The organism is Micromonospora sp. DT53, from assembly GCF_049841535.1.
GTDB lineage: Bacteria > Actinomycetota > Actinomycetes > Mycobacteriales > Micromonosporaceae > Micromonospora.
In genome coordinates this window covers 272,412-284,601 of the sequence record NZ_JBNCKM010000007.1, presented here as the reverse complement: position 1 = coordinate 284,601, position 12,190 = coordinate 272,412, and the positions used below count along the sequence as shown (strand labels likewise).

Annotated in this window: 8 protein-coding genes and 2 pseudogenes; all 10 read right to left on the bottom strand. The window is 70.0% G+C overall.

Features of this window, described 5'->3' with window-relative positions; all coding sequences use genetic code 11:
- Nucleotides 1–48: 48 nt before the first annotated feature.
- The 10 genes and pseudogenes from ACLQ3B_RS23145 to ACLQ3B_RS23100 all read right to left on the bottom strand — a co-directional run bounded on the left by ACLQ3B_RS23145 (nucleotide 49) and on the right by ACLQ3B_RS23100 (nucleotide 12,117).
- Nucleotides 49–267 (bottom strand): hypothetical protein, encoded by a 219-nt coding sequence (locus ACLQ3B_RS23145; protein WP_425782776.1) that lies wholly within the window; start codon nucleotides 265–267, stop codon nucleotides 49–51.
- Complete coding sequence (locus tag ACLQ3B_RS23140) at nucleotides 264–443, bottom strand: hypothetical protein (RefSeq protein ID WP_425782775.1); 180 nt, start codon at nucleotides 441–443, stop codon at nucleotides 264–266. The genes ACLQ3B_RS23145 and ACLQ3B_RS23140 overlap by 4 nt, the downstream gene beginning before the upstream one ends.
- A 591-nt stretch (nucleotides 444–1,034) precedes the next feature.
- Nucleotides 1,035–2,231, bottom strand: a complete 1,197-nt coding sequence (locus tag ACLQ3B_RS23135; protein WP_425782774.1) for a helix-turn-helix domain-containing protein — start codon at nucleotides 2,229–2,231, stop codon at nucleotides 1,035–1,037.
- A gap of 417 nt (nucleotides 2,232–2,648) precedes the next feature.
- A complete protein-coding gene (locus tag ACLQ3B_RS23130; protein WP_425782773.1) occupies nucleotides 2,649–3,626 on the bottom strand; it encodes a hypothetical protein in 978 nt (325 codons plus the stop codon).
- Nucleotides 3,627–3,658: 32 nt separating this feature from the next.
- Nucleotides 3,659–4,120: pseudogene (locus ACLQ3B_RS23125) on the bottom strand (OmpL47-type beta-barrel domain-containing protein); the annotation flags it as partial.
- Between the two features lie 90 nt (nucleotides 4,121–4,210).
- Nucleotides 4,211–4,849 (bottom strand): annotated as a pseudogene (locus tag ACLQ3B_RS23120) (OmpL47-type beta-barrel domain-containing protein); the annotation flags it as partial.
- Between the two features lie 347 nt (nucleotides 4,850–5,196).
- On the bottom strand, nucleotides 5,197–9,138 hold the full coding sequence (locus ACLQ3B_RS23115) for a ThuA domain-containing protein (protein WP_425782772.1): 3,942 nt from the start codon (nucleotides 9,136–9,138) through the stop codon (nucleotides 5,197–5,199).
- A 23-nt stretch (nucleotides 9,139–9,161) separates the two neighbouring features.
- The gene (locus tag ACLQ3B_RS23110) at nucleotides 9,162–10,169 is read right to left on the bottom strand and encodes a multicopper oxidase domain-containing protein (RefSeq protein WP_425782771.1); all 1,008 of its coding nucleotides are present in this window, start codon (nucleotides 10,167–10,169) and stop codon (nucleotides 9,162–9,164) included.
- 309 nt (nucleotides 10,170–10,478) lie between these two features.
- Nucleotides 10,479–11,318 (bottom strand): amino acid ABC transporter ATP-binding protein, encoded by an 840-nt coding sequence (locus ACLQ3B_RS23105; RefSeq protein ID WP_425782770.1) that lies wholly within the window; start codon nucleotides 11,316–11,318, stop codon nucleotides 10,479–10,481.
- A gap of 4 nt (nucleotides 11,319–11,322) precedes the next feature.
- Nucleotides 11,323–12,117, bottom strand: coding sequence for an amino acid ABC transporter permease (locus ACLQ3B_RS23100; RefSeq protein ID WP_425782769.1), 795 nt, complete (start codon nucleotides 12,115–12,117; stop codon nucleotides 11,323–11,325).
- Between the last annotated feature and the right edge of the window lie 73 nt (nucleotides 12,118–12,190).

The window sequence follows — 12,190 nt, the reverse complement described above, 5'->3', positions numbered from 1 at the left end:
GAGAGCCGTCGCTGTAGTGGAACTTCTCGTTGCCAGACCGCAGGATGCTCACCGAAGCCAGCCGAGGAAGCGTCTGTGCAACGCACCCGCCGGCAGCCAGGTCAGATCCTCGGAGGCCCGCACCAGCTGGGCACCTAGGTAGATGGCCAGGGAGATCGGGGCGTTGTCGAACTCGGCGCGTAGCTCGCGCTTCCGGGTCGCGCAGGGCCAGGGCAGGCCGCAGCCACCGCAGCTCCAGATCGGCAGGACCGGGCCGTGGACGCTCACCGCACACCCGTCAGGAGGCGAGCAGTGACCGCCCGTGCCTGCCGGCTGGTCGCCCATTGCACCTGCCAGCACGGGTACGGCGTGAGCAGTGCCCACCACGCCCGGCAGCCGCTGCACATGCCGTCCAGTCCTCGGACGTGCACCGCAATGATCGCCTTCTGCTGCCCGTTACTCACTGCTCACCTTCCTGTGGCCAGTGACCACGATTGATCGGAAGCCGGTGCCGGGCACGGCATGGCAGGTCGGCTCCGCAGCGGCAGACATGCCGCCAGAGTCGCCACGACCACACCGGCCGATGCCTGGGGCGAGAGTCAGCGCGGTGGCCGAGAGGTATTCGTCATACGAAACGCGCCGGCTGGTCACGGTTGACCGGCTGAACGAGTTGGCCACGCGTCGGGTCACCGGAGGCCCTCCGGTCGGCGTGCGCTGAGCTGGTCTGCCGATTCGTGATGGCCCTGGCACCGCCGCAACTGCCTCGCGTGGTCGAGTAGACGCTGCTGCGCCGCGGCCTGCTCAACCTCCTGGTACCGCTGCCCGGTCCCGGGCGGTGGCGGCGGCTGGGGCCGCCGACACAGCCACCGCATCAACGCGCACAGCTCAGACCAGATCGCCACAGACTCGCCCCCTCGATCGAGCAACAGGGGCGGCGACGAGATCCGGTCGGGCTCCATCGGGTGTCAAGCAGGCACAGGCTCGCCGCCGTCAGTGACCGGGACGCTACGAGTGGTCACCGGCTGCGGAAGGGAGAGTTTGTACCTCAGGGAGAGTTACCCGACCATGCCGATCGCGAGGGCCAACTCTCGGGCGTCCTCACCGACCGTGCCCGGCCGGTTCGACAGTTCCAGGGCAACAGTGCGGGCGTACGGGTTGTGTCGCACCGTGTCGACGCTCTCCCGAAGTGCCCGGCCGAGCAGGTGCACCGCCGCGACCTCCCCACGGTCGAGCAGGTGCGCCCGAGCGGCATCGATCAGCGCGGCAGCCCGGCGCGTCTGCGAGGGCATCGCCCGATAGTCGGTGGCGTCGGCCCGCCGCACCGCCTCACCCGTGCGGCACAGGTCCGTCTCGATGGAGACCGCGTACGCCGCACACGCCGCCGATCCGAACATCAGCCACGGATGGACGTACCCGTCACCGAGCCGGCTCGCGGCCGAGTCGGCGGCATCCCACGCCCGCGACGCCCGACCGGCCCGGCCAGCCTTGCTGTGGCCCAACGCGATACCGAGCTGCACCTGACCCCATCGCGCCAACTGCTCGCCACCCGCCGCTGGGTCAACCAGACCCGCAGCCTCGACCAGTGCCTGCTCGGCGGCATCCACCTGATTCGCGCCCCGGTAGACGTGCGCGTAGTACCAGGCCGCCACCGCGATCGCCGCCGGGTCGTCCGCGTCCTGGGCCGCCGACGTCGCCCGGTCGGCAGCGAGCCACACCAACTCCGGCAGCGGCTGGTGCGCAAGGTACAACTGCACAAGGTGATACACCCGCGCCAACTCCACCGACGCCAGCCGACGATCCCCGCCGTCGAGCATCCGGGCACTCCGCTGCGCATCCGTCAGCAACCCGGGAAGCACCGCCGCCACCGCCGTACGCTCGGTCGTCGACCGATGCCACAAGGCCCACGCCTGATCCACCAGAGCACGCATCACGACAACCGGCGTCACCGCGCCCACCGGCACCGAAGCCCGCTGCATCACCGCAGCGACCTTGCCGACCTCGGAATGCCCCGCCCTGGTCACCGACGCCACCGGTAACGACTGATCACCGGTCAGATCCGCCAGATCCGAGATGTCGAGCACCTCGGCCAGCCGCAGCAGCATGGGCAGGCGTGGCGGCAGTAGCCGGCCGTTCTCCAACGCCTTGACCCACTCCGCGCTACGCCCGACCAGCCCTCCGAGAACGGGTCGAGTCTTCCCCGCGCGCTCGCGATACATCCGAAGGCGCGCACCAAAGGTCGCGGAATCGCTCATCATCGTCTCCCAGGTAGCGGTCTGGGCAGCGGACCACCAGCCGTTACGCCAGCAGACCACCACAGTCGACGGTACCCCCGCCCACCGCCCAGACGCGCCCCACCACGACGGATAAAGCTGCAGCGGCCCGGCGACGTTCCGAGCTTCGCCGCACCGCGGCCTTCGCCCGCGGTGACTCAAGCGGGGCTCAGGTGCGGCCAGGCTATCCCCAACCGTGCCGGCCCTCGCCATCAGCTCGACGAGCGCGAGAGGACACGACCATCGGCGGGACGTGGCACCACCACGAACCCGACCTCCGGCGTGAGCCGGGTCGATGGGACAACCTCCACGCGAGCTTGGCTCGCGATGGTCCGGCCCCGATACGACGGCGGTGGCCGGTCGCCCCGAGGGGTGGCCGGCCGCCGCCGCGTCAATCAGCTAGAGCCGGGCCGCGCCCGCCTCGGTGGCCTCCTGCACCGCCGACGTACGGCGGAGCTCGGCCCGCTCGTCGCCAGCGTCCTCGCGGTCCGGACCGGCCACCCGCGCCGCCCGGTTGGTGGCCGGGGCGGCTTGGTCACCTGTCACGCCGCCGCGGATCCGGTTGTTCGCGGCCACCTGCGCGGCCGGGTCGTTGGACGTCACCGCCAACTGGCCGTTGATGATGTTGTCGTCGACGGTGACGCCACCGGTGGTGCTGGTGACGCTCACGTCCCCACCCCAGTAACCGCCGGAGGCGCAACTGTCCAGGGTGCCGTTCGGGCCGAGCTGCACACCGCCCAGGTTGCCGGCGAAGGTGGCCCGGCCCTGCACCGCGCTGCCACACACCACGCTGCCGGTGGCGCTGTTGAGCACCGACAGGGTGCCGTCGACGAACGAGTCGTGCAGGTCGGTGTAGTAGGTGCCGGTGCTGCTGAGGTTGCGCTGCACCTGGGTGCCCCGGTCGAGCCGGACCTCGCCGGCCCCGACGTTGACGTGCCCGGTGACCGTCGACGCCTCGGCGAACAGGAAGCTGTCGATGGTCGTGGAGCCCTTCGGCCGTACGGTCACGGTGCCGGTGCGGGCGTCCTTCAGGAAGATGCCGTACCCCCCGGCCGCGAGCACCACCTGGCCGTCGACTGTCGTCTCGGTCGCGTCGAGGTACCCGTCGGCGGCGACGCGCACCTCACCGCTGACCCGGCCACCGGTCACCACCAGGTTGCCGCCGGCCGCGACTGTGACGTTGCCGGTGATCGTGGTGCCGGTCAGCGCGCAGGACTCGCCGGCGGGTACGAGCAGGTCGTTGGGCACGGTCACCGCACCGCCGGTGCCGATGCAGTGGGTGACCAGGTCCGCGTGTGCGGTGGGCGCCACGGCCAGCACCGATGCCGCGATGACGGCGCTCACGGTGGCCAGCTTGGCGACGGTACGTCCGGGCATGGCTGTACTCCCTGTCGATGAGGTTCGAGGACTCATGCGCCGACGTCCGATCGGGCCGCGGCCCGGACGATGGCGCCCTGCTGCCGCCGGTCGAGCGTGCCGCCGGTCACGAGCGCGGCGGTGACCGCCTCGACGTGCCTGACGAATTCGGCGTGGCCGGGGTAGTCGGCGTGTTCGTCGATCAGATCGTTGATGGTGCAGCCGTCGCCGGTGTCCACGTTGGCCACACCGGTGTCGCCGCCGTCGATGATCACGGTGGCCCGGCTGTCCGAGTCGGGGCACTTGTCGGTGCCGTCGGCCACCACCGTGAACGTCGCCGACTGCTCGGTGGAGGAGTTCCCGGCCGTGTCGGTCGCCCGGTACCGCAGGGTGTGCGCGCCGGGCGCGCGGACGGCGACCGGGGCGGCGTACGCCGTCCAGCCTCCGGCGTCGAGCGCGTACTCGATCGTGGCCACACCCGACTCGGCGTCGGTGGCCGTGACGGTCACGGTCGCACCGCCGACGTACGCGCCGTCGTCGTTGCGCTCACCGGCCAGCGTGGCGGCGACCGTTGGTGCGGTGGTGTCCTCGGCCTGCGGCTCGACGACTGTGAAGTGGGACATCTGCTCGGCCGACGTGTTGCCGGCGGCGTCGGTCGCCCTGAAGTGCAGCATGTGCATGCCGGGCGCGTTCACCACGATCGGATTCGCGTACGCGGTGAAGGCCGCCCCGTCCAGCGCGTACTCGATGGTGGCGACGCCGGATCCGCTGTCGGTCGCGGTCAACGTGGCGGTGGCCGTACCGACGTAGTTGCCGTCGTCGTCACGGTCGCCGGCCAGCGCGACCGCGACCACCGGCGCGGTGGTGTCCTCCTCCCCCGGCTCGACGATCCGGAACGACACCGAGCCGACGGCGCTGGTGTTGCCGGCCTGGTCGGTGGCGCGGAACTGCACCGCGTGATCGCCGATCGCGGTCACCCGCACCGGCTCGGTGTACGGCAGGAAGCTGGTGTCGTCGACCTGGTACTCGACGGTCTGGACGCCCGAGCCGGCGTCGGTGGCCGTCACGGTCACCGTGGCCGCGCCGAGGTAGTTGCCGTCCTGGTCCTGGTCGCCGGACACGGCGCCGGTCACGGTCGGCGCGGTGGTGTCGCCGCCTCCGCCGCCGTCGGTGACCACCAGCTCACCGACCATCGAGCTGTGGCCTGGGATCGAGCAGAAGTACCGGTAACGGCCCGGGGTCAGCGTCACTGTCGCCTGGTGGCGGCCGTTGTTGGCGTCGAACGGGCTGGCCAGGATGTTGAGTGTGACGTCGTGGTTGTAGCCCTCGGTGCTGGTGTCGAAGGTCAGCGTGTGCGGCATCCCGAGGGTGTTGCCGGTGGCCTCGCTGTTCTCCCAGATGATCGTGGTCTCGCCGGCCACCGCCGTGGTGGGTGCGGACTTGTAGCGGGTGATGTCGCCGTCGGCCGTCCAGGTCAGCACCTGGTCCGCGGCGGCACGGGGGGCGGCGGAGGCGGGCGCCACTGCCCACGGGATCACCGTGAGCAGGAGCGCCGCCAGCGCGGCCGTCAGTCGTCGGGTCATCGTCACTCCTAGAGTTCCCGCGCGCGGATGTTGCGGAACTCGGCCAGGTCGTTGTCACCGTGGTTCTGCAGACCGATGAAGCCGCGCAGGAACTGCCGCAGATCGGTCGGCGGATCGCCGGCGCGCGAGGACTGCTTGCCGGGCGTGTTGTCGAACTCGTTGATCACCACACCGTTGCGGATCATCGTGTAGTGCTGCCCGACGGCGCGGATCTCGTAGTCGTTCCACTCGTTCTTCGGCGTCACGCCGGCCTGGGCGAGCGGCACCGGGTCGAAGTTGTAGACCGAGCCGGTCTTCTGCGGCTCACCTGTGTCACCGTCGTAGATCTGGATCTCGTGTCCGCAGTAGATCGCCATCCACGCCGGCGAGGTCCGGGCCGACCCAACCGTGCCGCAGCTGTCCGGTGGTCGCTGGTCGAGGGGGGTCCGCAGGTCCGGGAACCGGATGAAGACTCCGGTGTTGGCCCGGCCGGTGCCCGGGGCGATGTCCCGGAACTGCAACTTCAACGAGAAGTCGCCCAGCTCCTTGGTGTGCCAGAGCATGCCCAGGCCACCGCTGGAACGCAGCGACCCGTCCGGCTGGATACCGAACTGTCCCGACGGCGCCTGCTGCCAACCGCGTAGTGACTCGGCGGTGCCGTCGAAGAGGGGCTCGTACCCGGTGTGACCGTCGCGGCCGATCTCCGACGCGGCGGCCAGGCGAGTGATGGTGCCCGCCTCACGGGTGGTGAGCAGGTCGTCGTCCTGCAACGCGCGGGCCACGGCGGTCACGTGCCTGACGAAACCGTTGTGGTCGGCCCAGGTGCTCTCGTCGTCGATCAGGTCGTTGGCCGTGCAGCCCTGCCCGACCGTGCGACTGGGCACCCCGGTGTCGGTGTCGCCCAGCCACACCGTCGGTCGGTCGTCGGGCACCGCGCAGCCCACCGTCACAGTGGTCTGCGTGGTCGACTTCTCGCCGTCGGCGTACGTGACGGTGAGCTTCGCGGTGTAGGTGCCGACCGTGGCGTACGTGTGCCGGGGGTCCGCCTCGGTCGACGTGGTGCCGTCGCCGAACTCCCACCGGTGACTGACGCCGCCGGAGCGGGAACCGGTGAAGGCGATGGTGAGCGGCTTGTTCTGCACGGCGACCGAGGTCGCCGCCGGTGCCGGGGTGGGCGCCCCGCCGGTGTAGGTGATCCGGATCAGCTTCTGGTTGGCGTGCAGGCTGAAGAAGCCGCCGCCGTAGTCGAGCAGGTAGAGGGCGCCGTCCGGGCCGAACTTGGCGTCCATCCAGCTCTGCAACTTGGTGTCGCCGTTGCCGCCCGGGATGATGGCCCGCAGCGACTCGGCGTACACCGGCGGGGCGGCCTGCGGCACGCCGGCCGGGTCGACGGTGACCGCGACCCGGTTGGCGGCGTTCGACTGGTCGCCGATGAACCACTTGCCGTCCCAGTGCTCCGGCCACGCCACGCCACTCGTGGTGTCGACGAGGCTCCGGTGGTACGTCGGACCGGACATGATGGCCTGTCCCCCGCCGCGCAGGTACGGCTGCGTGTAGGTGGCGTCGGCCGCCGCGTAGGTCGGCAGGTCGCTGCCGTCGGTCCGCTTCGGGAACACCGGGCCGCCGCCGTCCGGCGAGTACCAGATCATGTTGTCCCGGGCCGCCGGAATGTCCACAAGTCCGGTGTTGCGCGGCGACTCGTTCTTCAGGTCGTCGCAGTCGTACCAGCCGGTCAGCACCGTCGCGTCGGTGGTGCTGCGGTCGCGGTACGGCTGCCGGTTGCCCATGCAGTACGGCCAGCCCTGGTTGCCGGCCGAGGTGATGATGGTGGCCGTCTCGTACTTCGCCGGGCCGAGGGTGGGGCTGGGTGACGAGGCGTCCGGGCCGACCCAGCCGGCGGTCAGCCACTGGTGCACCGGGTCGATCTGGAGGCGGGCGATGTTGCGTACGCCCATCACGTAGATCTCCGGCCGGGTCTTCTCGGTGCCCGGTGGGAACAGGTTGCCCTCGGGGATGGTGTACGTGCCGTCCGACTCCGGGTGGATCCGAATGATCTTGCCGGCGAGGTCGTTGGTGTTACCCGACGTGCGGCGGGCGTCCTGGAACGAGATCCCCTCGTACTCCTGGGTCCAGTTGTTGCCGGCGTAGCCCTGCGACCCCTCCGAGGAGTTGTTGTCGCCGGAGCCGACGTAGAGGTTGCCCTTGGCGTCGAACGCCATGCCGCCGCCGGCGTGGCAGCAGCTGTGGACCTGCACGGGGAACTGCAACAGGTCCTTGCGGGTGGCCTGGTCGATGGTCTGCGCCTGACGGTCGTAGGTGAACCGGGAGACGGTCCGCTGACCGACCCGCTTCACCCGGTCGACCGAGTCGTGCGGCATCCAGTAGACGTAGAGCCACCCGTTGTCGGCGAACGCCGGGTCGGGCACGATGCCGAGCAGGCCCTCCTCGTTCTTCACCAGCTCGGAGCCGCTGCCCCGGTTGCCCATCACCTCCAGGGTGGTGAGCAGCTTGACCTGCTTGGTCCGCGGGTCCCAGGAGTGGATGGTGCCGCAGCCCAGGCCGACCTTCGGGTTGTTCCAGTCCGCGATCGGGCCGCTCGGGCAGGCGGCCTTGCCGACGTAGAAGACCGTGCCGTCCGGCGCGACGGTGAGCCCGTGCGGCTCGCCGATCTGGTCCAGCTGCCCGGTCTGGTTGGCTGCGGTGAGTCGCTCCACCTTGTAGTTCGCGGCGATGGTGGCCTGGCAGTCGCCGCGTACGCGACCCGTGGTCCAGTTGAGGGCGCCGGCGAGGTGCGTGCGGAACGCCTCCTCACCGTAGCTGCCCTCGGTGTGACCCATGCCGGTGTAGAACGACCGGCCGCCGTCGTAGTCCCGGCACCAGGACACCGGGTGGAAGGCGCCGTTGGCGCTGGCCCCCGGGTTGTAGTGCCGCTCCTCGACCTGGGCGAGCGTGTGCACGGCGCCGACCGGGTTCGGGTCCCAGTTCTCCCAACGGTCGGACCGGGTGAGGGTCATCGGCAGTGACGCCGTGGCCGGGTGCTTGCGGTCCAGGATGTTCACCACCGCGCGGTTCACCGCGGGCGGCTCCGGGGCGGTGGTGCTGCCGGTGAACAGGCGCAGGTCGGCGAGCTGGACCAGCGGCTCACCGCTGTTCGCGGTGACGTTCAGCCGGTAGCGCGGGAACTCCTGCGGCGCGGCGATGTCGAACCGCCGGGTCTGGTACCGGTCCGGAAAGGTCTGCCCGGTGCGGCGGTCCAGGTCGGTCCAGCTCTGGCCGTCCGTGGAGCCCTGGAGGGTCCAGTCCTTCGGGTCCCGACCGTCGGAGTCGTTGGCCGAGGTGAGCGCGTACCCGGTGATCCGCTTCGGTGCGCTCAACTCGTACGCCACCCACGCGGTCGGGGTGCGGACCAGCCACTTCGTGTTGGCGTCGCCGTCGGTCAGCTTCTCCTTGGTCTCGTTGGGAGCGTTCTCGCCGCTGGCGGTCACCTTGGCCACCGGCTCGGCCACCGGGATGGCGCCGGCCGGGCGGGTGCCGATCAGTCCGGTGAACCAGGTGGAGTCGACCTGGGCGCGGGCGGCGTCGGCGATGCCGACGAAACCGCCGCCGGCCTTGACGTAGCTCTGCAGCGCCGACTCCTGGTCGCGGTTGAGCGCGGCGCCCGTCGCGGAGAGAAAGACCACGCTGCGGTACGCGGACAGCCCGGACGCCGTGAAGGTGCCCGGGTCCGTGGTGGCCGTGACATCGATGTCATGGACGGCACCAAGCTGTTTGATGGTGTCCACCGCGCGCGTTACCGGGTCCTGCTGCTCGGCCACCGGGCCGTGGAACACCAGGACCGCGGTCTTCTGCGGCTGCGCCGCCGCCTGCGGGGCGGCCGCCGTTCGTGGCGCGGCCGCGGCCGCCGTCGTTGCCGGGATCAGTGTCGCGAAGGCCGCTACCGCGGCGAGGGTTCGTCGTAGTTTTCTGGTCATGCCCGTCCCCACTTTCGGTTCGGTCAGCTTCCGTGCGTGTGGGTGTGGCCCTGGAACCGGTGGATCGCCTCCTCGGCGCCCGGCGGCATGCTGCCGTCGGCGTTGCGTACCAGGAAGATCCCGGCCATGCCGCCGTCGGAGTGCGTCTGCACGTGGCAGTGGTACATCCACGCGCCGGGTCCGACGCCCTCACCGGCCAGCACCTGGAAACCGAACGAGCTGCCGGGATTGAGGTCCTTGTTGTCGATCACCAGGCTCGGGTCGCTCGGCCCCTCCAACATCCCGGTGCGGTTGTCCGCCCAGCGGTGCGCGTGCAGGTGGAAGGTGTGGAACAGGTTGCCGTGGCCGATGGCGATCCACTCGACGCGCTCGCCCAGGTTCGCCTCGAACATCGGGGTCGCCGGGGCCATCTTGTTGTTGATCATCATGTCGTGGAACACCGCCGTGAACTGCTTCGACGGCAGGATGTCGCCACGTCGCCGGACGATCAGCGCCCCGTACAGTCCCTTCGCGACACCGCCGGTGCCGTGGTCGGTGCCCATCGCGTGATCGTGGTAGTGCCAGTAGCCGGCGCTGCCCGGCATGTACCGCCGGCCCGCCGCGGCCACCATCTCGTGCGAGCGCCAGACGTACGTCCGCGTTTCACCCGGGTTGTTGAACGAGGCGTTGAACGGGCTGCCGTCGGACTCGGTGCTGTAGTCCACCCCGTGCGGATGGATGGACAGCCGCTGGCTTGTGGTGTTGACCAGGGTGATCTCCAGGGTGTCACCCTCGTACATCTCCAGGATGGGACCCGGAACGGTGGCCTGACCTGGCGCCAGGCCGTACCCGAACAGGTTGCCGGGCAACTGCTCGGCGTAGATGGTGATCTTCTTGGTGACACCTGCGGCGGCCCGGGCGGGGCTGCCGCCGAACGCGGTGCCGATCGTTGGGGCGGACGCGCCCAACGCCCCGGCGGCGAGCGCGCCGGTGGCGATCAGCGATCTGCGGGACAGGTGGCGGTGAGGGCCACCAACGTGATCGTCGTCCATGGGTCTCCGTTCCCGACCGGGCGAAGACGCGACGAGGGCAGGGTGCATCGACCGCCGAGCACAGGCGGTGGCACGACTGAGGGTGAGGCTCGTCGCGGGCTTTGCTCGGAAGACTCAGAACTTTCGATGGATGCCAGCAACTTATGTAATCCATCGACGAAAGTACAGGTCTGATTGCAAAAAGATTACCTTGACATCACGACGTCCGTCGATTGACATGAAGCTGACACGCAACGGAGGAGCGCACAGATCGACACCGGGTTGCCCTCAAGAGGGCAACCCGGCGGGAGGGACGGACGGGAGCTGTCGTCAGAGGTGGTGGCGGTCGTCCGCCGGCAGGCCGGGGCTCTGCGGCGGCGCGGGCGACTGGTCGGGCTGACCGAGCTGCGCGACGTGGGTCGGGTCGAGGACCCGGGAGAGGAACGCGCGGGTCCGTTCGTGCTTCGGCGCGCCGAGCACCTCCTGCGGCGGGCCCTGCTCGACCACCACGCCACCGTCCATGAACACGACCCGGTCGGCGACGTCGCGGGCGAACGCCATCTCGTGGGTGACCACCATCATCGTCATGCCGTCCTCGGCCAGCTTGCGCATGACGGTGAGCACGTCGCCGACGAGTTCCGGGTCGAGCGCGGAGGTCGGCTCGTCGAAGAGCATCAGCTTCGGCTCCATCGACAGCGACCGGGCGATCGCCGCCCGCTGCTGCTGGCCACCGGAGAGCTGCGCCGGGAAGACGTCGGCCTTGTCGGTCAGCCCGACGCGCTCCAGGTTGGCCCGCGCGATCCGCTCGGCCTCGGCCCGACTCCGCCGCAGCACCCTGCGCTGGGCGATGGTGAGGTTGTTCAGGACGGTCAGGTGCGGAAACAGGTTGAACGACTGGAAGACCATGCCGATGCCGCGGCGAACCTCGTCGATCTCGACGTCCGGGTCGGTCATCTCGACCCCGTTCACCCAGATCTTGCCGGCCGTCGGCTCCTCCAGCAGGTCGACACAGCGCAGCAGCGTCGACTTGCCGGAACCGGACGGCCCGATGACGCAGACCACCTCGCCCTGGCCGACCTCGAAGTCGATGCCCTTGAGCACCTTGAGCGGCCCGAAGGACTTGTGCAGGTCGCGGATCTCCACGGCGGGGCGGGATGGGGTGGTCGTCATGGGGTCACCGGGCCTTGGCGTAGCGGAGTTCGAGGCGTCGTACCACCTGCGACAGCGGCAGGGTGATCACCAGGTAGGCGAGGCCGGCCACCAGCAGCGGAGTCGCGTTCACCCGGTCGTTGAGCATGTCCCGACCGAACTTGGTGATCTCGATGGTCTGGGCCGTCACCCCCAGCACGTAGGCCAGCGACGAGTCCTTGGTGAGCAGGATGAGCTCGTTGGTCAGCGGTGGGATCACGATCCGGAACGCCTGCGGGATGACGATCGTGCGCATGGCGGTGAAGTGCGACATGCCGAGGGTCCGCGCCGCCTCCATCTGCCCCTTCGGCACGGCCTGGATGCCGGCCCGGATCGTCTCCGCCATGTACGCCGCGGCGGTCAACCCGAGGCCGATCGCGATCGAACCGAACACCCCGCCCGGAATCTCGCGCTCCGGGAAGGCGATCGGGATGCCGTACCCGACGAGGAAGAGCACCAGCAGCGCGGGTAGACCCCGGAACAGCTCGATGTACGCCGTCGCCACCCAGCGGTACGGCGCCACCCTGGACAGCCGCATCAGCGCCAGCATGGTGCCGAAAACGAGGCCGAAGGCGAACGCGCCAAGCGTGTAGAGGACGGTGTTGCGTAGCGCGACCGTGATGATCGTCGGGAACATCGACTTGATGATGTCGACGCGGAAGAACGCGTCGGCCAACCTGTCCCAGTCCGCGGCGACGAGCACCGTGGCGATGATGGCGATGAAGACCAGGTACTGGAGCCCGAGGGACAGCCGCTCCCGCTGGCGGCGTCGCAGCTTCACGTTCGCTCGTTGCCTTCCCGGAGGTTACCGACGTCGGAGGGCGCGCGGGGCGCGCGCCCTCCGGTACTGCGCG

What these genes read in the sequence shown, in the direction of transcription:
- ACLQ3B_RS23135 (WP_425782774.1), bottom strand. Translation starts at nt 2,231, where the DNA reads ATGAGCGATTCCGCGACCTTTGGTGCGCGCCTTCGGATGTATCGCGAG.
- ACLQ3B_RS23130 (WP_425782773.1), bottom strand. Translation starts at nt 3,626, where the DNA reads ATGCCCGGACGTACCGTCGCCAAGCTGGCCACCGTGAGCGCCGTCATC.
- ACLQ3B_RS23115 (WP_425782772.1), bottom strand. Translation starts at nt 9,138, where the DNA reads ATGACCAGAAAACTACGACGAACCCTCGCCGCGGTAGCGGCCTTCGCG.
- ACLQ3B_RS23110 (WP_425782771.1), bottom strand. Translation starts at nt 10,169, where the DNA reads ATGGACGACGATCACGTTGGTGGCCCTCACCGCCACCTGTCCCGCAGA.
- ACLQ3B_RS23105 (WP_425782770.1), bottom strand. Translation starts at nt 11,318, where the DNA reads ATGACGACCACCCCATCCCGCCCCGCCGTGGAGATCCGCGACCTGCAC.